We start from the raw sequence: 25768 nt of genomic DNA, 5'->3' as shown, positions 1-25768 counted from the left end.
TACAATGATACTTCGACTGAAAAATTAGAACGGACAGGAGGGAATCGTCGAAATGAGCAACATATTTGAAGATGAGTTACAAAAAATGAAGGATACTTTACATACGATGGATGAGCAATTGGATAAGCTTGAAAAAATCCCAGTTTATTATGGAGAAGATTTTAAAGAGCAAATTCTTGAAAGTATGAGGGAGTCTAATAGACAAAACTTACGTATTGGTGTGCAAGAGCCGTACTTTGGAAGGTTAGATTTTCAGGAAGATGGAAAAGAAGAAGTTATGCCGATTTATATCGGAAAAGTAGGGGTTTCGGATATGGACACGATGAAGCCAATCATTATTGATTGGCGGGCGCCTGTCGCAAGTATGTTTTATTCATTTACCGGTGGAGAAGAATTAGCATTTTATCAATCACCAGATGGGTTAGTAGAAGGTGATGTGTATTTAAAACGAAACATTTCCATTCGAAAAAGAGAACTTGAACGTGTTGTTGATACATATGTAAAAGGAAATGAGGATGTATCACATGCCGATGATTTTCTTCTATATCGATTAGGTGAGAATAAAGATAATAAGCTAAAGGATATTGTTTCAACGATTCAATCGGAACAAAATGATATTATTCGAGCGGAAAGAAATTTACCATTACTTATTCAAGGGGTTGCAGGGAGTGGAAAGACAACAATTGCTTTACATCGCCTTGCTTTTTTAATTTATGAATATCGTGAACAACTAGAAGCAGAAAGAATGATCGTATTTGCACCGAATAGTCTGTTTTTAGACTATATTTCGAGTGTACTTCCTGAATTAGGTGTAGGGAATATTAGTCAAACAACGTTTCCAGATTGGGCATTACGTACGTTAGATGATTCAGTGAAACTAAAGCAGACAGAAAAAAAATTGAAAGAAGCATTTTCAATTAATCGTGATGAAAAGAAGGTAATGCTAGGTAAATTAAAGGGTACGTTGGAATTTAAGACGTTTATTGAAGAGAGAATGATCCAATTTGAAAATGAGTTAGTTCCGACAAAAGATTTTGAGGCGTGGGATAGAGCGATTATTCCAGTAGAAGATGTTAAAAAATGGATGCAAGTTGAATATAAACATTATCCTTTACAGAAAAGAAGAGAACGATTAGTAGGACGAATGAAGCGCTGGATTGAAATTGAACTTAAAAAATTCGGGGAAACAAACGAGAAAAAATTACTTAAAAAAGAAGCGACTAAGAGACTGAACGCATATATGAAGTTTTGGCCGAAAATGAGTGCTCTTTCACTGTATAGTTCAATAGTAAAAAGTAAAGAAATACTTGAGGTATTACCTGAAGAACTTGTTAAAGAAACAGAAAAGAGTTGTCGTAAAAAAGAAGTGTGTGTAGAAGATTTACCAGCTTTAATATACATACATCATCGTATAACAGGGATCGAAATCGGGCAGAAGTTTCATCACGTTGTTATTGATGAAGCGCAAGATTTTTCGCCTTTCCAAGTTTATGTATTAAAAGAAATTACATTAGGTAATTCTTTCACTATATTAGGTGATTTATCGCAAGCGATTTATGATTACCAAGGAATTGAAGATTGGAATGCTTTTAAGGAAGTATTCCAAGAAACCGGTTATTATGAATTGACAAGAAGTTATCGTTCTACAAAAGAAATTATTGAATTTGCAAATGAAATAATTAAAAATGCAGAAATCCCAGTAGGACTCGCAACACCAGTCTTCCGCAGTGGAGAAGATGTGAAAGTAATTCATGCAGAAAATCAATTTACTGAAATTGTGAAGACGGTAAAACATTTGCAAAATGCAGATGTGAAAACAATTGCGGTAATCGGAAGAACAGAAGATGAATGTCGTGATATATATATGAAATTAACAAATGCAGGATTAATGGTAAACGTAATTGAAGCAAACCAAAGTAAATATGAAGGTGGTATATCAGTAGTACCTGTCTATTTAGCGAAAGGTTTAGAATTTGATGCGGTGCTTTTAATTGATGTGGATGAAGAACACTACAAAAACACAAAACATGATGCAAAGTTACTATATGTCGGATGTACGAGATCACTTCATGACTTATGGATTTTCCATAGTGGGGAAGCGTCACCTTTAATTAAAGGATTAAAATAAAGTAAAACTATAATCAGTGGGGAGTTTTACTGCAAGCTAATGTGGGATAAATATAAAAAGAGGATTTCTATTACTGTCTACTTAACAGGGAGATGACCATGAAGATCCTCTTTTTATATTGAAATTAATGTTCAATTTTAAACGAATAAAGCCATTAATATTAAATTTTGGTAGCTATCATCCAATTTTACACCCTTTGCTTTTCTACCCTCTTCAAAGAAGCCTAGATTCTTATATAACTGGATTGCACCTAGATTATCTTCCATTACCTCAAGACAAACTTTTTCAATCTTACTGTTATTTTTAGCCCAATTGATTAATGTTTCTAGAAGAGCTCTTCCGATACCATAATTTCGATATTCAGGTAGTATGGTCATCGCAAAAGCCCCTTGATGACTAATTTTTTCTTTGTTTCCGTTCTTAAAATCTATTGAGCCGACTAACTTACCATCAACTTCAGCAATAAACTGTACATAATTTGGATTTTCATGATAAGCTTTTAACGTTTTTTGAATAGCATCGATACGCACCTTTTTTACATCCTCAACCGTACTTAGCATGTATGGAGCGTTTATTAAAGCTTTTGAAGCAGAATCTAGTATTCTTTCTGCATCCTGTTCTTTAGCTTCTCTAATTAGTATTGTTTTTCCATCCTTAGATTTATAAGTAAAAACATTAGTTGATAAGATACTACACACACCCTTTCGGAATATAATTAGTTGAATTTTTTAACTATCGTACGATTATTAAGTAAGAAAAAGTCGTATCACCTTTTTCTTCAATCGCTCTGCTTCAACTTAATGACGATTATTTCAGATATTTTTAATTTTTACAAGAATTTATTCCGTTATATAGCCCGATTGTTTAATAATATGACTGGCGTTTTTTAAACAATTTTATTATGTTTTAAACAACTTTATTATCTCTGTACAAGATGAACTAACGACTTGAGCTGTTGTGTAAATAATATACAATGACCTTTTCTAATTCCTTAGTTTGTTCTTTTTTCCGTATACGAATGGCATCTACTGGAGTTTGTGTATGTTTTAACCAATCTAGAATAAGGTGTAGTTGTTCTTGTATTTGCCCAATGTTTTGCTCCTTTATGTTCTTATTCTGAATTCTATTAATTAATTGCAGCATATAGGGAAGTTTTTCTATACATTCGCCTAAATCCCCGCAATAACCTGACGGTAATTCATGTGTACCAAAATCTAAAGTATTGATGTAATTAGAAACTAGGTATATCATGGCTTCTTGTTCGGTATCACCACCTAATTCAATCGCTTTTCGAAGGGATTTTTCTAAATCGTCTTCTTTATTGCTAGAGTCCATATAAATTCCTATCCATCTAAAAGGTCTTGAATCAAATGGGGTGTTTTCTGTCCATCTATATAGAATGTCAATTAGAAAACTATTTAGTGAGAAAGTTAACACCTCATCTTTTTCGTTTGATGCATCTAAAATAGTAAACAGTGAAATGGCAAACTCCTCTTGATCTTTTGATTCCCATTTCTTTGCATTTGTAATAAATGTCTCTAAATGTTTATAAGCTAATTTTCGAAGTCCCGCTTCGCGATGCTGACAGTAACAAATAAAATCATGCCAATGCTCAGTTGTATTCATATGTATAATAATAGTTTGTAATGCAGTGAGAGGTTTATCCATTATAAGTCCCCAATCTATTAAGCACGTGTTGAAAATTTAGTGTTATTATATCATTACATAAATTAAAAAGGGAGAGTTACTATGATTACAAAAGTAATTACGAAAAGTAATTGGGAAATCGCAAAAATAATTGGAGAAATTAATGAAGCTTCCCTTATAGAAGAGGGATTTATTCATTGTTCATTAGTAGATCAAGCTTTAAAAGTTGCAGAAAAATATTTCAAGCATGAAGAAGATGTTTTATTACTTACAATTGATCCAGCTCTATTAAAAGCAGAAGTAAAATATGAACTTGCTTCTAACGGTCAAGAATATCCGCATGTTTACGGAGTAATTAATGTTGAGGCGATTGTAGAGGTTGTTCCATTTTCTAAAGAAAAAGGGGAATTTATATTACTTAAATCAGTTCGACTTTAGTAATAGGCGATGGAGTTCGCTATATATAGCTAATGAATCCTATTGAAAAACGAGATTTTTTTGTTTATCAGTAGGATTTTGAATTTTATTCGAACGGACTTAAAAAGAGCACATTTGAATTGTGCTCTTTAAGAGAAAAGTGAATTAGGGTTTTTAACTTCTAGATAATGTATGAGTGATTCATCATAATGTGACGATGAATCACAAAAGAGCAGTTAGAGTGGGAAGAATTTAAGGTGGATTTTATTGGTCACGGGATCCAATCGATTGGTAATGTAGCGGTTCTAACAGGACTCATTATTGACTTTGAAGATGAAACGTAAAAAAGTTATTATGTTTATCTGAATATTGAAGGAATACAAGAATTTTATTTATTTAATTTTTAGAAAAAATAGACTACAACATTAATAAATGGTATAATTTCCTTGTTATTGGAATTAAAAAGAAAATATTTGAAGAAAAAGGATAGGGTTGGTTTTAATGGGGGATTCTGATCACAAAGAAACAAAGGCAATATTAAAGTTATGGTTTATTTATATACCACTTGCATTTGGAGAATTTGTCTTTTCGAATATCATAGATTATTTAAAAAAATAAAGATTTTGCATTTGAAAAACAATTAACCTAATTTAATTGTTTTTTTATTTTTCTCTAATAAACCAAACAAAAATAAAGATTTTGAACAAGATGAAGTTTATGAAGGAAGTAACGTTGATTAGGTGCTGAAAACGGTGTGAAATCAACAGCCGATAAAGAATAAAACAGGAATCATTCAACCATGGTAATTTAGTAGTTAAGGTTGCTACCTTTTAGTGTGCTATAGATATATATAACTTAGCTAAAAAAGCACAAATCATATAATTTGCGCTTTTCATTATCTGTTTTTGGTAAAAAATTATAGTTTTTGTCACATTAATACTGTACGATACATAGTATAAAACACATACTGTATGACATATAGTAATGGAAATGAGGTGAGTAAATGGATACTTTATTAAACTCGTTAATTACTGAGTTAAGAAGAGGGACATTAACGTTAGCCGTTTTAAGTCAATTAAGAACGCCGCAGTACGGATATTCACTTGTCCAGTTATTGGAGCAATCAGGGATTACAATTGATCAAAGTACTTTATATCCGCTACTTCGCCGATTAGAAAAGCAGGAATTAGTGACGAGTAGTTGGGATAAAACGGAGAGTAGACCTCGTAAGTATTATGTTTTAAGTGATTATGGATTAGAAATATTTTTGCAGTTGAAAAAAGAATGGATAAAGGATTCGAAAGAACTTTATAACTTATTAAAGGAGGAGGAAGAGAATGAATTTAATTGATCTCTATATCCAAGAGGTTGCGAAGAGATTACCTGAAAAAAATAGTGAAGATATTACACTTGAACTAAGGTCAACTATAGAGGATATGTTACCTGAAGATTATAGTGAGGAAGATGTAAAGAGCGTTCTCAAAAAATTGGGGAGTCCGGTTTCATTGGCTAATGGTTATTTGGATAGACCGATGCATTTAATTGGACCACGTTATTTTGATGTATATACAACGTTGTTAAAAATGATTATACCAATCGCAGCTGTCATTGCACTCATATCAATGGTTGCAGAAAATTTTATAGGCTATAGTGGTGATCAAGCGGTATTAAATGTTATTTTGCAATTGATAGGTAAAGGCATTGGGGAAATTTTTGAAGTGGGCCCCCATGTATTTTTCTGGTTGACACTTGTGTTTGTTATTTTAGAAAGAACAGATAAAGACAAAGGTATCGAGCCGTTGACGACAAGTTTAAAAAAATGGACACCAGATGATTTGAAAAACATCTCGTATATCCCAAAGAAAAAAGCAATCTCGAAGTTTGAAGTTTTTGCAGGTTTAATGTGGACAGCAGTTTGGGCTACACTTTACTTTTATGCGAATCATCTTGTTGGCGTATATCATGGTACGGCAAATGGACTGAAGTTTGTCTCGCCAACTTTTAATCAAGATGTTTTACTGCAGTACTGGCCAATCATTGTAATTATGATCGTTTTTGAAATAGGTATATCCCTTTATAAATTAGTGCAAGGACAATGGACGCAAAGATTGGCGATTGGAAATGCTATTCTTCAAGTAGCTGGGACGATAGTATTCATTGTAATTGTAGTAAATCCACATTTATTTAACGCAGGATTTATTACGTATTTGGCAAATGCATTTACTATTTCCCCAGAGGAGTTTAAAACGTGGCTCATTGGGGGAGGAATTTTCTTTTATATGTTATCTGCTGCAATAAATATATTTGATGGTTTCCGAAAAGCTAGTATTCGTATGTAGATAAAAAACGGAAATTTCGATAAAATAAAACTATTAAAAAAATAGTGAAATAAGATGAACATGATGAAAGGAAGAAAATAATGATAAGGGAAGCAACGAAAAGAGATTTAGCATACATTTTAGATATTTATAACGATGCGATACTTTATACAACAGCTGTATATGCGTATAAACCTGTAACCCTTGAAAATAGAATAGATTGGTATGAACAAAAAAAGGCTGAAGGGTATCCCATTTTCGTATATGAATTAGATAATAAAGTAGTAGGGTTTGCGACATTCGGCCCATTTAGAGCGTGGCCTGCTTATAAATATTCAGTTGAACATTCTGTGTATGTAGATAAGGCATATAGAAAAAATGGCATTGGGTCTTCATTAATGAAAGAATTAATCAAAATTGCGAAGGAAAGAGAGTATATGACCTTAATTGCTGGAATTGATGCAGAGAATGAAAAAAGTATTGCCTTGCATCAAAACTATGGATTTGTTCATGCAGGGACAATAAAAAAAGCTGGTTATAAGTTTAATAAATGGCTAGATTTAACTTTTTATCAGCTGGAACTTAACGGTCCTGAAAATCCTATAGAAGAATAAATATTTTTCGGTAGCAAGAAAAAATGCATGCTACCTTTTTCTTATTTAAATAGCTGATATGAGCTGCCGAAAAGTTTTTTTATATTCGATATTGAATTTATTGGTATAATAGGAATGTTTAACGAATTTCTGCTTCTTTATGTGATGGGGGGAAAAGATTTACCGAATCGCCGTGAAAATAAAGAGGTAGATGAAGCTTTTGCAGTAGTTTTAAAGTACATATACAAAGAATATAGTGAAAACATGCTAGGAGTGAGCGGTTGAAAAGAAACTTAAAGACTTCAACAATCATTATTTTAATTTTAACGATTATTGCTCTTGAAGTTGGAATCGCACTATATGATCACGATTTGTCATTAGATACAATTTACTTTACAGCGATCCTTATTTGTATTGTATTGCTTTTTGGCACACGTGTTTCTGGAGAGAAAGAAAGTACATCGAAACGAGGAAGAAGAAAAACAGCTCTTATATTTTGGCCATCTATTTTATTGTCTATCGTTTGTTTTGCGGTTATAAGTTACATAAGGGTAGGATATGTCTCTGTACCAGGTATAATTGGCTTTTCATGCTTTGTTACATATGGTGGATTCGTATGTATTAGTATTTTAAAGAGAAAAAATAAAATGTAGATTACTAAGCTGAAAGGAAGCAATATAAATGAAACATATAAAGAACGGTACACGCACTGAAGGAGAATATATTAAAAATAAAGTTATTCAATATAATATGTCCATCTTAACAGATGAGGCAAGACAGACGATGGAAGAAGTACGCCTCGTAGTAAAAAATGAAGAAGGAAAAATTTTTGGTGGCGTAACAGGTACGATGTATTTTTATCACCTTCATATCGAATTTTTATGGGTTGATGAATCAGTTCGTCATGACGGTTATGGCAGCCAACTTTTACATGAAATTGAAGGGATTGCGAAGGAAAAAGGGTGTAGATTAATATTGCTAGATTCATTTAGTTTTCAAGCACCAGAATTTTATAAAAAGCACGGTTACAGGGAGTATGGTATTGTTGAAGATCACCCGAAAGGTCATAGTCAGCACTTTTTTGAAAAGAGATTATAATAATATTATGTATACTGTTTGATAGGAGAAAGAATATGTACACGTATAAATTGCAACAAGAACAACTAATCTGTGCAGAAAAAATAAAAAAACTTTATGATTCTGTCGGTTGGTGGCCAGAAAGAAAAGAAGTCGATATTGAAAAAATATTAAAGAATAGCATAGCCATTGGAGTATGGGAAGAAAATGAATTAGTTGGATTTGCTAGAGTCGTTTCTGATGGTGTTTTTCGAGCATACATTGAAGATGTTGTCGTACATGAGAGTGTAAGAAATAAAGGTATTGGAGAGAAGATGCTAACAATATTACTTCGAGAAATATCTCATATTGATATTGTTAGTCTATTTTGCGGAGAGAAGCTAATAAAGTTTTATGGTGAGCAACAATTTCAAACAACGAAGCAAATTGTGATGCATCGTAATCAAACAGGGAAAGAATAAGAGGTGCCAATTAAAATGAATGCAACAAGAGCGTACTGTTTATCGAAAAGAAAAGCGACAGAAGATTCTCCAGATGGTTGGAGTGCAACATGTATGAGGCTTAATAATAAAATATTTGCGATAGTAAATCATGAAGAAGGCGAAAAAGCTGCGATTACATTGAAGTGTGATCCAGAAGTCGCATTAAGAATAAGAGAAGATTATCCAGAAACAATTATTCCAGGGTATCATATGAATAAAAAACATTGGAATACCGTTTATATTCATAAGGGTATAGAGCAGGAGCAAATTAATAAAATGATTGATTGGTCGTATGATCTAGTACTACAATCATTTTCAAAGAAAAAGCAGCAGGAGTTAATGAATTAATATGTATTAGGAGTGTGTGTAATGAAAGATTTGATTAAAGATACGTATGATAAATTAGCGAGTACATATAAAGAAAATCTAGATTTCGCAAATCCATATAACAGTTATTATGAAAGACCGGCGATGATGGAGCTTATTTCAAAGGAACTAGAAGGAAAAAAGATACTAGATGCTGGATGTGCAGCTGGATGGTATACTTCTCAATTCATAGGAAGAGGAGCAAATGTTACAGCAATTGACGTAAGTCCTGAAATGGTAAAAGCAGCAAAAGAAAATATAGGAGAAGAAGCAACGTTCCTTTGTCATGATCTGCAAGAAACATTGCCATTTGAAAATAATACGTATGATGTGATTGTAAGTTCGTTAACTCTTCATTACTTAGAAAATTGGAATCAAGTATTTCAAGAATTTCGTCGCGTATTGAAGCCGGGTGGAGAACTTATATATTCTATCCATCATCCTTTTATGGATTTCACAAAGTTTCCATGTGAAAGTTATTTTGAAAAACAGCTATTAATAGATACTTGGGTTAAACCGAACATTACAATTGAAGTCGAATTTTTCAGAAGGTCACTACAAGACATAATAAATGAAACTACAAATTATTTTGTATTAGAAGAGATAGTGGAACCGAAGGCAGTTGAAAAGATGAAAGAAGTAGACAAAAAATCATATTATTATTTAAATATGAATCCACATTTTCTTATCATAAAAGCAATTAATAAATAGCTAGTAAAATAACTTTGTTTTACTAGCTATTTACAGTTTTACATTACATATTAGGAGACTTTAAAATGAATACGAAATGAAATAGAGTATTATATGCACTATTTACTATAGTTGTTATTATTTTAGGTCTTAGCTCAAGAAAGTTTTCTTTTGCACTACCACATCTATTAAATAATTACTTAGGCGATGCTTTATGGGCATTAATGATTTTCACTGGCTTTGGATTTTTGTTTCCTAAAACAGAGACGAAGAAGTTGGCTTTTATTAGTTTAATGTTTTGCTACGGGATTGAAGTGAGCCAATTGTATCATGCGAAGTGGATAGATAGCATTCGTGCAACGACTTTAGGCGGACTCGTGTTGGGATACGGTTTTTTGTGGAGTGATTTAGTGGCTTATACAATTGGTGTTGGAGTGGGAATACTTTGTGAGTTTATGTTACGGAGGAAATAATCGATTTTAAAAAGGAGCCCTTTATGAAAAAAATAATATTAATTGGTTCTGGTGGTTCAGGAAAATCTACATTAGCAAGGCAGTTAGGGAATAAATTAAATATTAAGGTGCATCATCTTGATGCATTATTTTGGAAACCGAATTGGGAAGGTGTTCCGAGAGAAGAACAAATAACAGTTCAAAATAACTTAATTAAAGATGAGAAATGGATTATTGATGGGAATTATGGCGGGACGATGGGTATAAGACTGAATGCAGCTGATACAATTATCTTCCTTGATATTCATAGAACAATTTGTGTTTATAGGGCTTTTAAAAGAATTGTAAAATACCGAAATAAAACAAGACCAGATATGGGCGCGGGATGTGAAGAAAGATTTGATTTGCAATTTTTTAAATGGATATGGGAATATCCTAATGCTAAACGACCTACAATTTTAAAAGGGTTAGAGCAATTTCCCGAAGAGAAAAAGGTTATTGTTTTAAAATCTCCAAATGAGGTTCGGAAATTTTTAGAGCACATATAATAATAGAATGTAACAAAACAATTCTTTGTAGATCTTACCGATTAGTTTAATAAAACTAATCGTTTTTTATTATGAAAAATTTAACGCATTTTGAAAATTGTATTTTGTAATGAGTATATGACTATAAGTTCATATAAAATGAACGTTTGGAGGAATAGAAAATGACTAACGATTTAATTCAACTAATCGATTCATTAATGGTCAATATTCCAGCTGGAGAGGTAGTATTAAGAGATGATCGAATAAAAAAAGAATGGCTAGTACAAATTCAACCATTTCTTCTTGCAAAGTATGCTGTAACAACGGAACTATATGATGCTATTACAAATAGTACATTAAATAATTTTGAAAATAATCATAAACCAGTTGTAAATATTTCATGGAACGATGCCATTGCGTTTTGTAATGTACTTTCAAAAAAAGCGGGATTAAAAGAATATTATTCTATTAGTGATGGTGGTCAAATTGTTAGATGTAAGTTAGATTCAAATGGCTACCGATTGCCATCTGAGGCAGAGTGGCAATATGCATGTAAAGCAGGTACAACCGGATATACATACGGGAAACTTCATGATATAGCATGGTATAATGAAAATTCAAATGGACATATTCATGACGTTGGCCAAAAGGAACCGAATGCATGGGGACTCTATGATATGTTAGGGAACGTTTGGGAATGGTGCTATGATTTGTATGATGAAAAAGTATACGGAACATACCGCATTTTTCGTGGAGGTAGTTGGGCTGAAGCAGCGAGAGGTTGCGGCGCTACTTGTCGTCGCCGAAGCCATCCTACATTTCATATAGAAGATCTCGGTTTTAGACTTGCTAGGTCAATTTAGCAGGAATATGATACGAAGGGGATCTATACTCTTGCCAACATAGGAATGATTTAACGTAAGGAGTGTTTATAATGGCGCGTGTTTTATTTATTAACGCTGGATCAGAAGGACATATAAATCCAACTTTGCCAGTTGTAGAAGAGTTGATTTCTCGCGGTGAAGAGGTCGTTTATTTTTCAATAGAAGCTTTTAGGGAACGAATTGAGAAGACAGGTGCTACTGTACGAACGATTGACGATCAAAAATTTATAAAAGCGTTTCTATCTGGAGGCAGAAATTATTTACAGGAAAGAATAAACGCTCTTCTACATACAGCAGATGTTGTTATACCTAGTGTTCTAGAACAAATTGAAGGTGAACATTTTGATTACATAATTCATGATTCTATGTTTGGCTGTGGGCACTTAATTGCTCAAATTCTTAAATTGCCATCCATAAATTCATGTACATCTTTTGCGCAGGATGAAAAATCTTTTGAGCAAATGTTAGGTCATCTGTCAAAAAATATCCCAGTAGAAATTCATGATAAAATACAGAATGATTTTCAAAACTTAACGAAGGGAATTGCTGAAAAATATGGTGTTGAAATAAAATCATCGTATGAAGTTTTCTGTAATCCTGCACCCCTTACTATTGTGTATACAATTAAGGAGTTCCAGCCTTTTGGTGATACGTTTGATGAAACATATAAATTTGTAGGACCATCTATCTCTGCACAAATGAAAAACAGAGACGTTTATTTTACTTCAATTGAAGAAAAAAGTCCGATTTATATTTCATTAGGTACTGTTTTTAATGAAGCGATTGACTTTTATAAACTGTGTATGAAGGCCTTTGAGAATAGTGAGCATACAATTGTTATGTCTATTGGTAATAAAACAAAAATAAGTGATCTAGGCGAAATCCCTAAAAACTTCATTGTGAAAAACTATGTACCCCAAACTGAGCTGCTTACATATACGAAACTATTTATTACACACGGCGGGATGAACAGTGCGCATGAAGGACTGTATAACGGGGTTCCGCTCGTTGTAATACCGCAAAGTGCAGATCAGCCAGTAGTCGCAAAGCAAGTGGAGAGTCTTGGAGCAGGAATAAAATTACAAATGCAAGGATTAACTGCGGATCAACTAAGTGAAAGTGTAGAAATGGTATTAAATAATCCGTCATTTAAAGAAGTTGCTTTGAATTTGAAGGAATCTTTCCAAAAATCAGGTGGATATAAGGAAGCTGTTGATGAAATTTTTATATTTGTAGGTCAGTGAAAAAAATGAAATTATACATTAGAAAAGCATCTAAATAGGATGCTTTTTATTTAACTTTATAATTCTTATTTTTAATATCTAGTATGGTTAAAACTAAGGCACTGAGAGATATAAGTATAAGAATAAAAGTTAACCAGTTAAATGTATTGTTAATTATGAAGTAAAGATGATAGATAAATATATTCAAATTGTATTTTAAAATGTTAGGACTTAGTTTTACATGTTAGTAATAATTTCACTATTTCTGCACAACTTCTGCACATACTCAGGTAATTTCTATGTCATGATATATTCATAAAGTGAAATATTTCACAAGAAAAATATAATTTCACTGCGGTGTATGCATAATTAACACATACATCGGTACAAGTTTGTCTCTTGTTATTCTTTTACATCAAAGCCCACATTCCACTACAAAGTATAACAAGAAGGAGACATGAGCATGAATAATCGATTTTTAAAACAACTACAAAATATGAAAATGAACAAAAAAAGTTTAGGAGCTGTAGCATTAACAGCTGGAATTATTAGTACGACACTTATTCCTCAAAATGCTTATGCGCACGGTTTTGTTGAAAAGCCCGGTAGCCGATCCGCTTTATGTAGTTCAACTTATGGTGCGCTAAATGTAAACTGTGGAAGTGTTATGTATGAACCACAAAGTTTAGAAGCTCCAAAAGGGTTCCCACAAAGTGGTCCAGTAGATGGACAAATTGCTTCAGCAGGCGGAAAATTTGGTGGTATTTTAGATCAACAAACAGCAAATCGTTGGTTTAAAAATACAATCACTGGTGGGGAAAATACATTTACTTGGAAGTATACTGCGCCTCACTTAACGAGTAAGTGGCATTACTATATTACTAAAAAAGGATGGAATCCAAATAAAGCGCTAACAAGAGCAGATTTTGAACCAATTGGAACTGTACAACATGATGGTTCTGCAGCTTCAAATAATTTAACTCATAAAATCAATGTACCTACTGATCGTAGTGGATATCATGTGATTTTAGCAGTATGGGATGTAGCTGATACAGCAAATGCATTCTATAATGTAATTGATGTTAATCTTATTAATGATGTGAAACCAGACATAGAAGCGCCAAGTATTCCAAATGGACTTCAGACGCAAAAAGTAACAGCAAATAGTGTAGAACTAACATGGAACGCTTCTACGGATAATGTAGGGGTAAAAGGATATCAAATCTTCCGTAACGGAGAGATGATTGATACAGTAATAGGCACTCATTTTATTGATAAGAAATTACAACCAAGCACAGAATACTCTTATACTGTAAAAGCAATTGACGCAGCTGGCAATGTATTGAAGGAAAGTACAGCGCTTACAGTAAAAACAACAGTTGAGATTCCTGATACAGAACCACCAACACAACCAAAAGGATTACATAGTATGGGAACGACAGCGTCAAGTGTGGATTTAATGTGGAGTCCATCTGACGATAATATTGGTGTAGACCATTACGATATTTATAGAGAAACAGAAGGATCAATGAAAAAGATTGCAACATCCAATACAACTTCTTATATGGATAAAAATCTGCTCGCTAATACTACTTATAAATATGTAGTAAAAGCTGTTGATGTAGCTGGAAATGAATCCGTACAGAGTGATATATTCACAATTACTACAAAAACCGAAAGCGCTTCATATGAAGCGTGGGATGCAAAAAAAGCATATAAAAAGGGAGATAGAGTTCTACACGAAGGAAAAGTATATGAAGCAGTCCAGAGTTATCAAGGAAATGGTGATCCGAACTGGATTTATGCATTATCATTATGGAAAACAGTGTAAGCTTTACCTAGATATGAACTAAGAGATGATGGGCTTTGATTTCAAAAGAGAATCTTGAGAATTCACTTTTCTATTAATAATAAAGGGTAGTGTATGAATACATAAGATTCATACACTACCCTTTTTATTATGATAACATTTTCGTCATAAGTATATGCGGAATGCCATCTTCCATAAATATATCAGAAGAAGTTTCATAACCTAATTTTTTATAAAATCCTTCAGCTTGTGTTTGCCCGTGTAGTTTCACTTTTGTAGCTTGTTCGTTACGAGCAATTTCTTCTAACGTTTGAATGATGACTTTACCTAATCCGTATGTACGATAATCTTTTAAAATGCAAATACGTTCTAATTTTCCGACGCCATCAACAAATCGTATACGCCCTGTACCTACAGGAAGCTCATTATAATAAACTAAAATATGTTTACATTGCTCTCCGATTTCATCGAATGTATCGAATTCATCTGCAAGAGGGACACCTTGTTCTTTTACAAATACTTCTTTTCGAATATGAAAGGCAGTTTCTAAATCAGTAAGTTCTGTTATAAGTTTGGATTGCAAAATGTTCAGTCCTTTCTAATGTAATCAGCTTGTGTTTTCATAGTATATCATAATAATGCGCTATAAAGAGAAGAACATACTAAAAAGCCAACTTTAAAAAGTTAGCTTTTATTACAATTCCTTTATCCCATTTTTAGCGCCGATAATTACTTTACTCGTCATACTTATAAACAACCCTGTTTCAACTACACCAGTAATCATTTTTAATTGAGTGTGTAAATGGGCAGGATTAGAAATATGATTAGGGAATATACAATCGATAATCATGTTATTGTTATCGGTTATATAGGTTTCATTATTTTTCAAACGTAATGTTGTTTGACATCCTAAAGACTGAATTTTATTTTCGGTTTGTTTCCATGAAAAAGGGATGATTTCAATAGGTAATGGAAAAGTACCTAAATGTGTTACAAGTTTCGATTCATCAGCAATGATAATTAGTTCTTTAGAGGAAGAGGCAACGATTTTTTCACGAAGTAATGCACCGCCACCGCCTTTTATAAGTTGTAAATTTGAATCAATTTCATCCGCTCCATCAATTGTAAGATCAAGACTTTGTACGTCGTTTAACGAAATTAGGGGGATATTTAGTTGATGTGCTAATGCTTCAGTTTCCTTTGATGTCGGTACAGCTTGAAATGATAATCCTTCTTTTACACGCTCACCTAATTTTTGTATTGTCCAATATACAGTAGAACCTGTACCAAGCCCAATCTTCATGCCATCATTTACAAAGTTAGCGGCATATTCGCCAGCGAGCTGTTTTAAATTCATCGCTTTACTCCGCCGGACGCGGTCCAGCATCAAGACCTGAATTTTCAACTGTAAGTACCGGACGAACGACTATATCTTTATGTACACGCATTTGACAAGATAATCGTAAATGATCTTCAATCCCTTTTTCCGTCATTGCATGTTTCTCATTCGCACTCGCTTCACAGAAATCACCTGCTAGTATTTCTACTCTACAAGTTGTGCAACGTGCATTCCCGCCGCAACGATGAAGAATGTTGACACCGCTATCTTCAATTGCTAATACTAACTTCGTTCCTTCTTTTACATCAAATGTTCCCGCACCTTCAATTGTTAATTTTGGCAAATTTGTTCCTCCTCACGTAAAATTGTACATAACATATTTATGACCGCGAATTATTGAACATAAACATTATTTTTTTATATCCCCGTAACTTTTTTTAATGTTGAATCGTTTATTAAGTAAGCGCTGAAAAGGAGTGGTTATTTTGTGCACAAAAGTAACTCATGTTTTAAAGAACCGTATCGATATGAATCATTCAAATATAAACTTTTTAATTGAACAATATGGAGAGTTAAAAAGATACTGTACTTTTTTAACGAAAAACAAATGGGATGGGGAAGATCTCGCCCAAGAAACAGTGTGTAAAGTGCTTCAAAAATATAGAAATAAAGATATTTGTATGACACTCGTCTATAAAATAGCAAGAAATCGTTGGTTAGATCAGATGAAGTCTAAGTCTGTTCATGAAAAAATAAGAGAACAAATCACTTTTGAAGAACCACATGAGAACATTGCAGATTTGCATGAAATGGTAGGGAAAGTATTGTCTTCATTAAATGTACAGCAATCCGCAATTTTATTATTAAAAGATGTTTTTCAATATAGTATCGCTGATATTGCTAAAGTGTGTTCTGTATCAGAAGGTGCAGTGAAAGCTTCTTTATTCCGGAGTAGAAATAGGCTGAAAACTGTAAGTGAAGAAGGGGTCGAGATAGTCGAATTCACAGATGATATGGAAGTTGTAGTAACGTCTATTCGAGAAGAGAGACCGGAATTATTAACGAAACTGCTTCCCTCAATAGATTTTACTAAGTTACCATCTAAACAGCCAGTCTTATTATTTAATGTGAAACAACCTTCTTCCTACAGTTGTATGCTTTGCGCAGCATAACAAGTATTGGAGGGATTTAAAATGAATGCAATTCCATATGTAGTAGAACAAACAAAATTAGGAGAACGTTCCTATGATATATATTCAAGGTTATTAAAAGACCGCATTATTATTATCGGTTCAGAAATTAATGATCAAGTAGCGAGTAGTGTCGTAGCTCAATTATTATTTTTAGAAGCAGAAGATGCAGAGAAAGATATATTCTTATACATCAATAGCCCCGGCGGTTCAACGACAGCAGGTTTTGCAATATTAGATACGATGAATTTAATTAAACCAGATGTGCAAACGCTGTGCATGGGCTTTGCGGCATCATTTGGTGCATTGCTATTATTATCTGGAGCAAAAGGAAAACGGTTTGCGCTCCCTAACAGTGAAATTATGATTCATCAGCCGCTTGGTGGTGCACAAGGGCAAGCAACAGAAATTGAAATAACTGCGAAAAGAATATTAAAGTTAAAGCATGATATTAATAAAATGATTGCAGAAAAAACAGGCCAACCGATTGAAAGAGTAGCACATGATACAGAAAGAGATTATTTTATGACTGCAGAAGAAGCGAAGGAATATGGGATTGTAGATGATGTTGTTACGAAAAAATAAGATGAAAAAGGCTAGAGGATATATTAATTCTCTAGCCTTTTTATTAATCCTTTACCCATTCATCAACTAATGCTTGATTTTTTTTAATCCATTTTCGCGCAGCTTCTTCAGGATCTTTTGTTTTATTTAACATGACCATTAAAGTACCGAGCTGTTCATCGTTCATTTTCCATTTATCAAAGTATTTTATAACATCTGGGTGATCTTTTTCGAAACCTTTACGAACGGAGTAATAAATGTCATCTTTTTCACCATATACTTTCTTAGGGTCTTTTAAATATTTCAAGTCAAATTCTGAAAAACCCCAATGCGGATTCCAAAGCGTAACAGCGATTGGTTTCTTTTTTGTATATGCTTTCTTTAGTTCACTCATCATCGCAGCTTCAGAGGATTGGACAAGTTTTAGTTTTATATCATATTCTTTCATTGCTTTATTCGTTAAATTCATAAGACTACTACCGGGTTCGATACCGACAATTTTATTATCTAGTTCATCTTTATGAGCATTTAAATCTTCGATACTGTTTATGTTTTTCATATAAGAAGGGACGACTAAACCTAGTCCAGTACCTTCGTACCATTTTGATTTTAAGACAATATCATCTTTATAACGATCGTTTAGCGGTTTATCTGTAACTGGTAGCCATACTTCTAAATTCGCATCAACATCGCCACGAGCAACACCAGTCCAAATTGCGGCTTTTTCTAAATACATGAGCTCAACTTTGTAGCCTTTTTCTTCTAATAAAACTTTCCACATGTTTGCAGTTGCAATATTTTCTTTCCAACTTGTTACACCAAGTTTAATTTTCCCTTTCGAATTTGCATTTGTTGCATTACATGAAGTGAAAATCATAGTAATAAATAATGCAAGGCATATAAACCAAATTTTCTTTCGCATTGAAAACCTCCTAAGTAACGTTTGCCTTATAAAATAAATGTATAAGTAAGCATTCTTATTATGAACGGAAACGAGAATTTTAAAGAAATCTTATGAATGTCATTTTTATGTAATATTTCTTTGTAAAATCGCAACACTATGTGAATAGATGGGTAGAAAAGGAGTAGTGACATGGATAATACAAAGGTGCGTGTTGAAAACGTAACAAAAGTATTCGGGAAACATCCGCAAAGAGCCCTTTCCTTATTAAAAGAAGGAAAAAGTAAATCGGAAATTTTAAAAGAGACAGGAATGAACGTTGGGGTGAAAAAAGCAACGTTTGAAGTATACTCTGGAGAAATTTTCGTTATTATGGGTTTGTCTGGTAGCGGGAAATCTACGCTAGTTCGTATGTTAAATCAATTGATTAAACCAACTGCAGGTCATATATACATAGATGGTGAAGACATCGCAACGATGGGAAAAGAAGAGTTACGAAGAGTAAGAAGAACGAAAATGAGTATGGTATTTCAGAAATTCGCTCTATTTCCGCATCGTACAGTTATACAAAATGTTGCATATGGGTTAGAAATACAAGGAGTTCCGGTTGAAGAGCGAGAGAAAAAAGCGTTAGAATCGCTACAGTTAGTAGGACTCGATCATCATAAAGATAATTATCCAAGTCAACTTAGTGGCGGTATGCAGCAGCGCGTTGGAATCGCAAGGGCGCTAACGAATAATCCAGATGTATTACTAATGGACGAGTCATTCAGTGCATTAGATCCACTTATTCGAAAAGAAATGCAAGATGAATTGTTAGAGTTGCAAGATAAAATGGAAAAAACGATTATATTTATTACGCATGATTTAGATGAAGCGCTTCGAATTGGAGATCGTATCGCATTAATGAAAGATGGAGAAATCGTTCAAATTGGAACGCCAGAAGAAATTATGATGAGCCCCGCTAATGAATTTGTAGAAAAGTTTGTTGCGGACGTGAATTTAGGAAAAGTAATTACGGCGGAGTCTATTTTAAAACGACCAGAAACTTTATTAATTGATCGTGGACCTCGTGTAGCCCTTCAAATTATGAGGAATGCTGGTGTTTCAACTGTATATGTTGTAAACAAAAAGTATGAGTTTTTAGGTATATTAACTGCGGATGATGCGAGTAAGGCAGTACAAAAACAGTGGCCGATTGCTGATTTATTACTTAATGATATTCCGCATGTGTATTTAGATACTTTACTGGAAGAGACGTATGCAAAAATGGCGGAGATGAAATATCCGTTACCAGTAATCGATGAGAAGAAAAGGCTAAGAGGAATTATTAAACGTGAAAGTGTCATTCAAGCTCTTGCAGGAAACATTGAGGAAGAGGTGAAAGACGATGAATAGTATACCGCGTATTCCGTTAGGGGAATGGGTCGACTCATTTGTTGTAAGTTTATATGAGCACTTTGAAGGCTTATTCCGAGGATTCTCTTATATTATTGGTGGATTCGTTGATTTACTCACTAATTTTTTAATAATAATTCCTGCCATATTGATGATTATTATCTTATGTTTCCTCATTTGGTACACAACGAGAAAACTATCTTTAGTCATTTTTACGCTTATTGGATTATTATTTATTTTGAATATTAACTACTGGGCACAAACGATGCAAACATTAGCACTCGTACTTACGTCAGTTATTATTTCAATTATTGTCGGAATTCCAATTGGTATATTAGCATCTCAAAATGAACGTTTCTCAAAATTTTTAAAACCAACATTAGATTTTATGCAAACAATGCCTGCATTCGTATACCTTATTCCAGCGATCACATTTTTCGGAGTAGGTGTAGTACCTGGAATTATTGCATCAGTAATCTTTGCAATGCCACCGACAATTCGTTTTACTGACTTAGGAATTAGACAAGTTCCAGAAGATTTAATTGAAGCAGCGAATGCATTTGGATCCACGGCATCACAAAAACTATTTAAAGTACAATTACCACTTGCAACCGGAACGATTATGGCTGGTGTGAACCAAAGTATTATGCTTTCATTATCGATGGTTGTAACAGCATCACTTGTAGGAGCTCCAGGACTTGGAGTTGATGTATATCGCTCGGTAACACAAGTTAATATCGGAATGGGATTTGAAGCTGGATTAGCTATCGTAGTAATCGCAATTATATTAGACCGAATTACACAAGGGTTCCATACGAAAAGAAAATAATGACCAAAAAACACACTTTTATACTACAAAGTGTGTTTTTTATTGCATCCAGTTTACATACGAACGATAACAGAACCTCCAGCTGGTGCACAAACTTGGTTTTGCTGTTGTTCCATGGATTTAATTAATTGATTATTTTCTTCAATTAATGAGATTAATTTAGCTAACTGACTTTCAAGACTTGCGATGCGCTGCATCATATATTGTGAATCATGATGCAATGTATTCCTTACAGGATGGGGGAATAAACATACTGTTGATTTATATTTGGATTCCAATGAGGATGCATTTGAATCGTTCCTCCTTCAATAAATTACGGATCTTTCTTATAGTAAATGCCTATATATATTTAATGGTTACTTGAAATTTTTTCATTATAAAAGGAGTATGTACAGAAAATGGAAAATATTATATATGAAGTTAAAGTGCATTTTTTGAAAAGATTCAAGCGAGATAGTGCGTATATTAATACATTTAAGTGAATGCATGTTGTTTAGGGAGAAATGATGGGAGGAGATGCAATTTTGGCTAAAAATAAAAAAAGAAATGATGCTTTGGCAATAGGTGTCGGTATAGGGGTTGTAATCGGTGTATTTCAAGGGCACTTTACAAATAATTTAGTAATCGGAATTGTGATTGGGATTATAATTGGGATTGCGTTTTTGAAGAAATAATGAGATGTAAATTCATTTCAAAAATTGTTGTATCAAAAGAATGAAAATTCGGAATACGAAACCTGTTTTTCCTTTTTTTGTGCTATTATATATGAAAAGGAAGGTGATGGATAATGTCAACAAACAATCAAATAGAACAAAACTGTTTCATTTGCGAAAAACATAAAGGAATTATTATAGTTCCAGGTGGAGCTATTTACGAAGATGAACTCGTTTACGTTGGACATGTCTACTGGGATAGTGAAGAAACATACCTAGGTTATGTAATGATAGATATAAAAAGACATGTACCTGGCCTTGCTGAACTAACAGATGAAGAAGCGAAAGCGTTCGGACTTATAACAAGTAGAGTAAGTAAAGCGCTAAAAGAAAGCGAAGGTGCAGAGCATATTTACACTTTTGTTTCAGGAAATGGTGTACCACATATGCATATGCACATTATTCCACGTTATCCAAATACACCAAAAGAATTTTGGTCACCAACCGAAGTAGCGAAATGGACTGGTGCACCATATGGTGATGAAGAGAAAATAAAAAAACTATGCGAAAGAATACGTAAGTATATGGTAAATGAGTATGCATACAACAAATAATACACAATATTCATGGGTTGGAAATATAGAAATGTGTTTAGGAGAAATTTCAGTTAAGCAATATGGTGATATTGTACTTGGTAAATATGGCGGGAATATAAGTGCTGGAGCGAAAAAGAATGAAGATGGTGCATTAGTTTGGTCAAATGGTGAATGGGAATTTGCAGCTATATTAGATGGACATAATAGTGCAGAAAGTGTTGATTTAGTAGTAAATACAATCGAAAAAGAATATGAAAATATAAGCGTAATTTTGAATGAACCAATTGATAAAGTATTTCAGTATGTTGAAAATCATATACTTACAATTTTTCAGTCATCTTCATTTAAGGAAAAGTGCAAAAGAATACAAGGTGAAACAGCTTGCTTACTATGTGTAAGAAAAGAAAATTATATATGGTGGCTTTCTATTGGTGATTGTTTAGTGTATGTATTTCATGAAGAGTTACATAAGTTAGGACAATATGCATTAAATCAACGTCATTTTTACGAATGGATTGGAAATGTAAACACATTTGATTTACCTGTTCCTTGTTATTCATCAGGTATTCGTGAATTACGTACTGGAAAGAACCGAATTGTAATGGTGACAGATGGAGTATTAGAATGCGGGGAACGCCGATATGAAACGCCAGTAAATCTGTATAATAATATGAATAGAAATAATAAAAAACTTGAAGAAAGTGTTCATCATGTATTAGAGCACGTTCATCATCAATTCGGACGCGATAGTGCGACTATAATTAGTTGGGACGTTGAAAATAAAGAGAGTGCTACGTATCCGAGTGATCAGCCGGAGAAAAGGTAAAGGAGGAGGCCTTTCTGTTTCTTTTGAAACTAATTGTCTTATTGTTATGGATTATAATTTTATTCTTTTTAGAAAAAATTGTGAGGAAGAAGTTAAATATACCGAGACAAACTGGATGGAATAGTAAATATGTCAGCCAATCACATAAATGGGGGCAATGGATTATCATTATTTCTTATGTAGTACTTATGATGATAGGTTCAATTTTGAATCCAATATACATGACTTATATACCAATTTTCTTTTTTATGACGTTGTACATTTTTCAAGGATATATGCAGTGGAAATATGATAGGAAAGCAAAAGAATATATTATTTCGTTTGGAATTGTTCCGTTACTAATAATTACAGGTTTTATTTTGAATGTATTCTATAATACGTATTGGTGATGAATGGTCATACAAATAAAGGGTGAGAAAATGATAAGACCACGTTTACGGGCTGAAGTAATGATTGTAAACGACGAACATTCAAAAGTACTAGTACAATGTGATGAGAATGAATCATTTTATCGTTTTCCAGGTGGCTCTATTGAATTTGGTGAAACGTCAAAAGAAGCAATAATTCGAGAGTTAATAGAAGAATACGATTTGAAAGTTGATGTTCAAGAGTTAGCAATTGTAAATGAACATATTTTTGAGTGGGGCAACGAAAATGGTCATCATTGTACATTGATACATTGGGGGACTGTTGAAAAAATCATTACAAATGAAATAAGGCATAAAGAGCATGAGGATATTATATTAATTTGGAAAAGTCTAGAGGAATTACAGGAGAAGCCGACATATCCTGAAGGCATCATAAGTTATTTAGAAGGGGATAACCGTAATATAGTCCAATTTATTTCAAGTAATTAAATGAAATAATAGGAGGGGTTAAAATAGGAGCTTCTACTTTTTGGATTATAACTATTGTTTTTTGTATAGCTGTCTATTTTCTCGATAAGTTTTCAAGAAAAAAATTGAATATGCCCACGGGTGGTTTTTGGGGATATAAGAAACATGTAAATAGTTTACATAAAAAATTGGAAATAGGACTACTTTTTATTTATTTAATAACTAGCTTTATATTTATCTTTAAATTTGAGAGTGTTAATATCGCTTATGTCATTTTTACTTATTTAGGTGGGACGTTAATCTTAAGAGCATTGATGGAATGGAAGTATGATAAAGAATCGAAAGAATATATATTTTCGGTAATTGGGGTATTCACGTTTATTTTTATGACTTCGATACTATTTTACTTCTTTCCACCTGCTGTATAATAAAAATTTGATAGTACAAATAATGAAATAACTAATAAACAAGAAACCATTTACTACTAAATGGTTTCTTGTTTATTTAAGCATTTATTTTAGTTAATATAGATGTAATGAAATTAGTTTTATCCTCTGCATACTTATGTTTATCAGTAGGATTAGCTTGTGAAAGTTGAATCTTTAACTGTTCATACTGCATGCGTGCAGTTTTATTGTCTATTAAGTAATCACGAAATTGTAATTGTTCTATTAAATATGTATTCCCTTGTTCATACATATGAATTTGATGAGTTCTTGGTTCACCTTTATTAAAATAGTATCTTTCGGGTAATACTTCTTTTCTATATTTATAGTTTAGTAGTTCTAACTTTTTAATACAATGTATACCGTCCGTATAATTTTCTAATTCAATTGCTATATCAATAATTGGCTTTGCACTTAAATATGGAATAGAAGTACTATCAATATGGTGTATCGCTAAAATATGTTCGCCAATTTGTTCCTCAATGATTTGTTTCTCTTTCATAAACTCAATTTCCCATTCTTCAGTCCACGGCACTAAAAACACTTTCCCATACGGTAAACCTAACATTTAATTAGCACCTCTTTCAAAATAGTTTATTACATCTTCTTAAAGCTTCTCAAAACAAGGTATTCCCACAATCTCCAAGGAAGAATCTTCTTCGTAAAGATCATAAATTTTACACCTTTTCCAATAGGATATCGTAAAGTAGTACGCTTTTTTTCAGCAATTTCAACGATTTTATTAGCAACATCTATCGGATTACCAAATGTATCACTACCGCTATTAATATGTTTTTGTATTTTATCCATATATTCTTTGTAAGGAGATGTTGTATCAGATTGGTTTTCAGCTAGTTGTTTACCAACCTCCCATATATTTGTGTTGTAAGAACCAGGTTCAATTAAAGCGACATCTATTCCGAAAGGTTTTAATTCTAAGCGAAGCGATTCACTCCAGCCTTCTAATGCATATTTTGAAGATACATAAGGAGATAAACCAGGGAATCCAACTTGGCCGCTAATGCTGCTTATATTAATGATTTTTCCACTTCTTTGTTTTCTCATATACGGTAAGACAAGCTGGGTAATTGATATAGCTCCAAATATGTTCGTTTCAAATTGTTTACGGTATTCCTCTACTGGAATTTCTTCTACAAAGCCCCCATTTGCATATCCTGCGTTATTTATAAGGAGATCTATTCTATTAATTTCTTTTAAAAACAATTGGAAATTATGTATAGAATTTTGATCTGTTACATCTAATTGTTGAACTTTTATATTGTGCTGTAAGTTAAGTTGAGTAACTTGGGATAGTAAGGTTCCTTGTTTTTCTAGGTTTCGCATTGTAGCGATAACTAAATAATCTTTTTTTGCGAGTTCGAGTGTAGTTAATAGTCCAAATCCACTTGAGGCTCCTGTAATTATTGCGATTTTTTTATTCATTTTCCGCCAGCTTTCTTTTTCTTTTATCATAACGAGTTATGATAAGAAAATCTATTATTCTTACATTTAGTATGAAATCAATTTGTATGTAAAAAAAGGGGATCATAGGGAATCAGCGTATATAGAGTAGTGT

The 25768-nt window shown here is 33.0% G+C and carries 33 protein-coding genes and 3 pseudogenes; 27 read left to right on the top strand and 9 right to left on the bottom strand.

Annotated elements, in window-relative coordinates; translation table 11 throughout:
• Window positions 1-52: 52 nt before the first annotated feature.
• Window positions 53-2128, top strand: a complete 2076-nt coding sequence (locus tag ACS2FK_RS18575) for a HelD family protein (protein WP_063547533.1) — start codon at window positions 53-55, stop codon at window positions 2126-2128.
• Between the two features lie 137 nt (window positions 2129-2265).
• Here the strand turns inward: ACS2FK_RS18575 and ACS2FK_RS18570 are convergent, their stop codons facing one another.
• Window positions 2266-2826 (bottom strand): GNAT family N-acetyltransferase, encoded by a 561-nt coding sequence (locus ACS2FK_RS18570; RefSeq protein ID WP_000337115.1) that lies wholly within the window; start codon window positions 2824-2826, stop codon window positions 2266-2268.
• Window positions 2827-3067: 241 nt separating this feature from the next.
• A complete protein-coding gene (locus ACS2FK_RS18565; RefSeq protein ID WP_063547531.1) occupies window positions 3068-3796 on the bottom strand; it encodes a hypothetical protein in 729 nt (242 codons plus the stop codon).
• An 81-nt stretch (window positions 3797-3877) separates the two neighbouring features.
• On the opposite strand from ACS2FK_RS18565, the gene ACS2FK_RS18560 reads away from it, so the two are divergent.
• The 16 genes and pseudogenes from ACS2FK_RS18560 (at window position 3878) to ACS2FK_RS18485 (ending at window position 14635) form a co-directional block, all read left to right on the top strand.
• Window positions 3878-4213, top strand: coding sequence for a DUF952 domain-containing protein (locus tag ACS2FK_RS18560; RefSeq protein ID WP_016122662.1), 336 nt, complete (start codon window positions 3878-3880; stop codon window positions 4211-4213).
• A 245-nt stretch (window positions 4214-4458) separates the two neighbouring features.
• A pseudogene (locus tag ACS2FK_RS18555) lies at window positions 4459-4533 on the top strand (DUF6944 family repetitive protein); the annotation flags it as partial.
• 662 nt (window positions 4534-5195) lie between these two features.
• Window positions 5196-5543: a PadR family transcriptional regulator gene (locus ACS2FK_RS18550; protein ID WP_063547529.1), complete on the top strand. Its 348-nt coding sequence runs from the start codon at window positions 5196-5198 to the stop codon at window positions 5541-5543.
• Window positions 5530-6531, top strand: a complete 1002-nt coding sequence (locus ACS2FK_RS18545) for an HAAS signaling domain-containing protein (RefSeq protein WP_063547527.1) — start codon at window positions 5530-5532, stop codon at window positions 6529-6531. The genes ACS2FK_RS18550 and ACS2FK_RS18545 overlap by 14 nt, the downstream gene beginning before the upstream one ends.
• An 80-nt stretch (window positions 6532-6611) precedes the next feature.
• Entirely contained in the window at window positions 6612-7124 is a 513-nt protein-coding gene (locus ACS2FK_RS18540; protein WP_063547525.1) for a GNAT family N-acetyltransferase, read from the top strand.
• A gap of 99 nt (window positions 7125-7223) precedes the next feature.
• Window positions 7224-7388: pseudogene (locus tag ACS2FK_RS18535) on the top strand (serine hydrolase); the annotation flags it as partial.
• Window positions 7385-7756 carry a hypothetical protein gene (locus ACS2FK_RS18530; protein ID WP_000827990.1) on the top strand — a complete coding sequence of 124 codons (372 nt, stop codon included), beginning with the start codon at window positions 7385-7387 and terminating at the stop codon, window positions 7754-7756. The pseudogene ACS2FK_RS18535 and the gene ACS2FK_RS18530, both read left to right, overlap by 4 nt.
• A 28-nt stretch (window positions 7757-7784) precedes the next feature.
• Entirely contained in the window at window positions 7785-8201 is a 417-nt protein-coding gene (locus ACS2FK_RS18525) for a GNAT family N-acetyltransferase (protein WP_063547523.1), read from the top strand.
• Window positions 8202-8236: 35 nt separating this feature from the next.
• Window positions 8237-8641 (top strand): GNAT family N-acetyltransferase, encoded by a 405-nt coding sequence (locus ACS2FK_RS18520; RefSeq protein WP_063547521.1) that lies wholly within the window; start codon window positions 8237-8239, stop codon window positions 8639-8641.
• Window positions 8642-8656: 15 nt separating this feature from the next.
• Window positions 8657-9010 carry an MmcQ/YjbR family DNA-binding protein gene (locus ACS2FK_RS18515; protein WP_000994624.1) on the top strand — a complete coding sequence of 118 codons (354 nt, stop codon included), beginning with the start codon at window positions 8657-8659 and terminating at the stop codon, window positions 9008-9010.
• A gap of 21 nt (window positions 9011-9031) precedes the next feature.
• Window positions 9032-9739 carry a class I SAM-dependent methyltransferase gene (locus ACS2FK_RS18510; RefSeq protein WP_063547519.1) on the top strand — a complete coding sequence of 236 codons (708 nt, stop codon included), beginning with the start codon at window positions 9032-9034 and terminating at the stop codon, window positions 9737-9739.
• 107 nt (window positions 9740-9846) lie between these two features.
• Window positions 9847-10191 carry a DUF2809 domain-containing protein gene (locus ACS2FK_RS18505; protein WP_140157185.1) on the top strand — a complete coding sequence of 115 codons (345 nt, stop codon included), beginning with the start codon at window positions 9847-9849 and terminating at the stop codon, window positions 10189-10191.
• Window positions 10192-10214: 23 nt separating this feature from the next.
• Complete coding sequence (locus ACS2FK_RS18500) at window positions 10215-10718, top strand: DNA topology modulation protein (protein ID WP_063547517.1); 504 nt, start codon at window positions 10215-10217, stop codon at window positions 10716-10718.
• Window positions 10719-10879: 161 nt separating this feature from the next.
• Complete coding sequence (locus ACS2FK_RS18495) at window positions 10880-11560, top strand: formylglycine-generating enzyme family protein (RefSeq protein ID WP_063547515.1); 681 nt, start codon at window positions 10880-10882, stop codon at window positions 11558-11560.
• 71 nt (window positions 11561-11631) lie between these two features.
• Window positions 11632-12825 (top strand): macrolide family glycosyltransferase, encoded by a 1194-nt coding sequence (locus ACS2FK_RS18490; protein ID WP_063547513.1) that lies wholly within the window; start codon window positions 11632-11634, stop codon window positions 12823-12825.
• Window positions 12826-13267: 442 nt separating this feature from the next.
• Window positions 13268-14635 (top strand): lytic polysaccharide monooxygenase, encoded by a 1368-nt coding sequence (locus ACS2FK_RS18485; protein ID WP_063547512.1) that lies wholly within the window; start codon window positions 13268-13270, stop codon window positions 14633-14635.
• A 127-nt stretch (window positions 14636-14762) separates the two neighbouring features.
• Here the strand turns inward: ACS2FK_RS18485 and ACS2FK_RS18480 are convergent, their stop codons facing one another.
• The 3 genes from ACS2FK_RS18480 to ACS2FK_RS18470 all read right to left on the bottom strand — a co-directional run bounded on the left by ACS2FK_RS18480 (window position 14763) and on the right by ACS2FK_RS18470 (window position 16296).
• Window positions 14763-15197, bottom strand: a complete 435-nt coding sequence (locus tag ACS2FK_RS18480) for a GNAT family N-acetyltransferase (RefSeq protein ID WP_043935622.1) — start codon at window positions 15195-15197, stop codon at window positions 14763-14765.
• Between the two features lie 111 nt (window positions 15198-15308).
• Window positions 15309-15971, bottom strand: a complete 663-nt coding sequence (rpiA, locus tag ACS2FK_RS18475) for a ribose 5-phosphate isomerase A (RefSeq protein ID WP_001049982.1) — start codon at window positions 15969-15971, stop codon at window positions 15309-15311.
• Window positions 15972-15975: 4 nt separating this feature from the next.
• Window positions 15976-16296: a 2Fe-2S iron-sulfur cluster-binding protein gene (locus ACS2FK_RS18470; RefSeq protein ID WP_001125388.1), complete on the bottom strand. Its 321-nt coding sequence runs from the start codon at window positions 16294-16296 to the stop codon at window positions 15976-15978.
• Between the two features lie 142 nt (window positions 16297-16438).
• On the opposite strand from ACS2FK_RS18470, the gene ACS2FK_RS18465 reads away from it, so the two are divergent.
• Both ACS2FK_RS18465 and clpP read left to right on the top strand, forming a co-directional pair.
• Window positions 16439-17125 carry an RNA polymerase subunit sigma-70 gene (locus tag ACS2FK_RS18465; RefSeq protein ID WP_000337521.1) on the top strand — a complete coding sequence of 229 codons (687 nt, stop codon included), beginning with the start codon at window positions 16439-16441 and terminating at the stop codon, window positions 17123-17125.
• A 21-nt stretch (window positions 17126-17146) separates the two neighbouring features.
• On the top strand, window positions 17147-17728 hold the full coding sequence (gene clpP, locus ACS2FK_RS18460; protein WP_000991612.1) for an ATP-dependent Clp endopeptidase proteolytic subunit ClpP: 582 nt from the start codon (window positions 17147-17149) through the stop codon (window positions 17726-17728).
• Between the two features lie 43 nt (window positions 17729-17771).
• Here clpP and ACS2FK_RS18455 read toward each other — a convergent pair whose 3' ends face one another.
• A complete protein-coding gene (locus tag ACS2FK_RS18455; RefSeq protein WP_001227615.1) occupies window positions 17772-18629 on the bottom strand; it encodes a glycine betaine ABC transporter substrate-binding protein in 858 nt (285 codons plus the stop codon).
• Between the two features lie 171 nt (window positions 18630-18800).
• On the opposite strand from ACS2FK_RS18455, the gene ACS2FK_RS18450 reads away from it, so the two are divergent.
• Both ACS2FK_RS18450 and ACS2FK_RS18445 read left to right on the top strand, forming a co-directional pair.
• A complete protein-coding gene (locus ACS2FK_RS18450; protein ID WP_000370606.1) occupies window positions 18801-20006 on the top strand; it encodes a quaternary amine ABC transporter ATP-binding protein in 1206 nt (401 codons plus the stop codon).
• Window positions 19999-20835, top strand: a complete 837-nt coding sequence (locus tag ACS2FK_RS18445; RefSeq protein WP_001084773.1) for an ABC transporter permease — start codon at window positions 19999-20001, stop codon at window positions 20833-20835. The genes ACS2FK_RS18450 and ACS2FK_RS18445 overlap by 8 nt, the downstream gene beginning before the upstream one ends.
• 53 nt (window positions 20836-20888) lie before the next feature.
• Here ACS2FK_RS18445 and ACS2FK_RS18440 read toward each other — a convergent pair.
• A pseudogene (locus ACS2FK_RS18440) lies at window positions 20889-21124 on the bottom strand (hypothetical protein).
• Window positions 21125-21341: 217 nt separating this feature from the next.
• Between ACS2FK_RS18440 and ACS2FK_RS18435 the strand changes: the two are divergent.
• The 6 genes from ACS2FK_RS18435 (at window position 21342) to ACS2FK_RS18410 (ending at window position 24174) form a co-directional block, all read left to right on the top strand.
• Window positions 21342-21509 (top strand): hypothetical protein, encoded by a 168-nt coding sequence (locus ACS2FK_RS18435; RefSeq protein WP_000508401.1) that lies wholly within the window; start codon window positions 21342-21344, stop codon window positions 21507-21509.
• 113 nt (window positions 21510-21622) lie between these two features.
• Window positions 21623-22102 carry an HIT family protein gene (locus ACS2FK_RS18430; RefSeq protein ID WP_023522158.1) on the top strand — a complete coding sequence of 160 codons (480 nt, stop codon included), beginning with the start codon at window positions 21623-21625 and terminating at the stop codon, window positions 22100-22102.
• Window positions 22086-22910: a PP2C family serine/threonine-protein phosphatase gene (locus tag ACS2FK_RS18425; protein WP_140157183.1), complete on the top strand. Its 825-nt coding sequence runs from the start codon at window positions 22086-22088 to the stop codon at window positions 22908-22910. The genes ACS2FK_RS18430 and ACS2FK_RS18425 overlap by 17 nt, the downstream gene beginning before the upstream one ends.
• 23 nt (window positions 22911-22933) lie before the next feature.
• Complete coding sequence (locus tag ACS2FK_RS18420) at window positions 22934-23299, top strand: DUF4181 domain-containing protein (RefSeq protein ID WP_000767735.1); 366 nt, start codon at window positions 22934-22936, stop codon at window positions 23297-23299.
• A 30-nt stretch (window positions 23300-23329) separates the two neighbouring features.
• On the top strand, window positions 23330-23767 hold the full coding sequence (locus tag ACS2FK_RS18415) for an NUDIX domain-containing protein (RefSeq protein WP_000620919.1): 438 nt from the start codon (window positions 23330-23332) through the stop codon (window positions 23765-23767).
• Between the two features lie 23 nt (window positions 23768-23790).
• A complete protein-coding gene (locus tag ACS2FK_RS18410; RefSeq protein WP_063547511.1) occupies window positions 23791-24174 on the top strand; it encodes a DUF4181 domain-containing protein in 384 nt (127 codons plus the stop codon).
• Between the two features lie 76 nt (window positions 24175-24250).
• On the opposite strand, the gene ACS2FK_RS18405 is transcribed toward ACS2FK_RS18410, so the two are convergent.
• Both ACS2FK_RS18405 and ACS2FK_RS18400 read right to left on the bottom strand, forming a co-directional pair.
• The gene (locus ACS2FK_RS18405; protein WP_063547510.1) at window positions 24251-24760 is read right to left on the bottom strand and encodes a GrpB family protein; all 510 of its coding nucleotides are present in this window, start codon (window positions 24758-24760) and stop codon (window positions 24251-24253) included.
• Window positions 24761-24789: 29 nt separating this feature from the next.
• The gene (locus ACS2FK_RS18400; protein WP_063547508.1) at window positions 24790-25635 is read right to left on the bottom strand and encodes an oxidoreductase; all 846 of its coding nucleotides are present in this window, start codon (window positions 25633-25635) and stop codon (window positions 24790-24792) included.
• Between the last annotated feature and the right edge of the window lie 133 nt (window positions 25636-25768).

Origin of the sequence: Bacillus cereus group sp. BceL220, assembly GCF_051776965.1 — a bacterium.
Lineage (GTDB): Bacteria > Bacillota > Bacilli > Bacillales > Bacillaceae_G > Bacillus_A > Bacillus_A cereus.
The sequence above is the reverse complement of the archived record's forward strand: the minus strand, read 5'-3'. Positions and strand labels throughout refer to the sequence as shown.

Bases quoted from the DNA above. Each gene is read 5' to 3' on its own strand.
- clpP (WP_000991612.1), top strand. From the start codon at position 17,147: ATGAATGCAATTCCATATGTAGTAGAACAAACAAAATTAGGAGAACGT.
- ACS2FK_RS18425 (WP_140157183.1), top strand. From the start codon at position 22,086: ATGCATACAACAAATAATACACAATATTCATGGGTTGGAAATATAGAA.
- ACS2FK_RS18490 (WP_063547513.1), top strand. From the start codon at position 11,632: ATGGCGCGTGTTTTATTTATTAACGCTGGATCAGAAGGACATATAAAT.
- ACS2FK_RS18565 (WP_063547531.1), bottom strand. From the start codon at position 3,796: ATGGATAAACCTCTCACTGCATTACAAACTATTATTATACATATGAAT.
- ACS2FK_RS18415 (WP_000620919.1), top strand. From the start codon at position 23,330: ATGATAAGACCACGTTTACGGGCTGAAGTAATGATTGTAAACGACGAA.
- ACS2FK_RS18550 (WP_063547529.1), top strand. From the start codon at position 5,196: ATGGATACTTTATTAAACTCGTTAATTACTGAGTTAAGAAGAGGGACA.
- rpiA (WP_001049982.1), bottom strand. From the start codon at position 15,971: ATGAATTTAAAACAGCTCGCTGGCGAATATGCCGCTAACTTTGTAAAT.
- ACS2FK_RS18445 (WP_001084773.1), top strand. From the start codon at position 19,999: ATGAATAGTATACCGCGTATTCCGTTAGGGGAATGGGTCGACTCATTT.
- ACS2FK_RS18510 (WP_063547519.1), top strand. From the start codon at position 9,032: ATGAAAGATTTGATTAAAGATACGTATGATAAATTAGCGAGTACATAT.
- ACS2FK_RS18545 (WP_063547527.1), top strand. From the start codon at position 5,530: ATGAATTTAATTGATCTCTATATCCAAGAGGTTGCGAAGAGATTACCT.
- ACS2FK_RS18455 (WP_001227615.1), bottom strand. From the start codon at position 18,629: ATGCGAAAGAAAATTTGGTTTATATGCCTTGCATTATTTATTACTATG.
- ACS2FK_RS18525 (WP_063547523.1), top strand. From the start codon at position 7,785: ATGAAACATATAAAGAACGGTACACGCACTGAAGGAGAATATATTAAA.
- ACS2FK_RS18400 (WP_063547508.1), bottom strand. From the start codon at position 25,635: ATGAATAAAAAAATCGCAATAATTACAGGAGCCTCAAGTGGATTTGGA.
- ACS2FK_RS18430 (WP_023522158.1), top strand. From the start codon at position 21,623: ATGTCAACAAACAATCAAATAGAACAAAACTGTTTCATTTGCGAAAAA.
- ACS2FK_RS18520 (WP_063547521.1), top strand. From the start codon at position 8,237: ATGTACACGTATAAATTGCAACAAGAACAACTAATCTGTGCAGAAAAA.
- ACS2FK_RS18540 (WP_063547525.1), top strand. From the start codon at position 6,612: ATGATAAGGGAAGCAACGAAAAGAGATTTAGCATACATTTTAGATATT.
- ACS2FK_RS18485 (WP_063547512.1), top strand. From the start codon at position 13,268: ATGAATAATCGATTTTTAAAACAACTACAAAATATGAAAATGAACAAA.
- ACS2FK_RS18575 (WP_063547533.1), top strand. From the start codon at position 53: ATGAGCAACATATTTGAAGATGAGTTACAAAAAATGAAGGATACTTTA.
- ACS2FK_RS18495 (WP_063547515.1), top strand. From the start codon at position 10,880: ATGACTAACGATTTAATTCAACTAATCGATTCATTAATGGTCAATATT.
- ACS2FK_RS18405 (WP_063547510.1), bottom strand. From the start codon at position 24,760: ATGTTAGGTTTACCGTATGGGAAAGTGTTTTTAGTGCCGTGGACTGAA.
- ACS2FK_RS18515 (WP_000994624.1), top strand. From the start codon at position 8,657: ATGAATGCAACAAGAGCGTACTGTTTATCGAAAAGAAAAGCGACAGAA.
- ACS2FK_RS18500 (WP_063547517.1), top strand. From the start codon at position 10,215: ATGAAAAAAATAATATTAATTGGTTCTGGTGGTTCAGGAAAATCTACA.
- ACS2FK_RS18560 (WP_016122662.1), top strand. From the start codon at position 3,878: ATGATTACAAAAGTAATTACGAAAAGTAATTGGGAAATCGCAAAAATA.
- ACS2FK_RS18435 (WP_000508401.1), top strand. From the start codon at position 21,342: ATGGGAGGAGATGCAATTTTGGCTAAAAATAAAAAAAGAAATGATGCT.
- ACS2FK_RS18450 (WP_000370606.1), top strand. From the start codon at position 18,801: ATGGATAATACAAAGGTGCGTGTTGAAAACGTAACAAAAGTATTCGGG.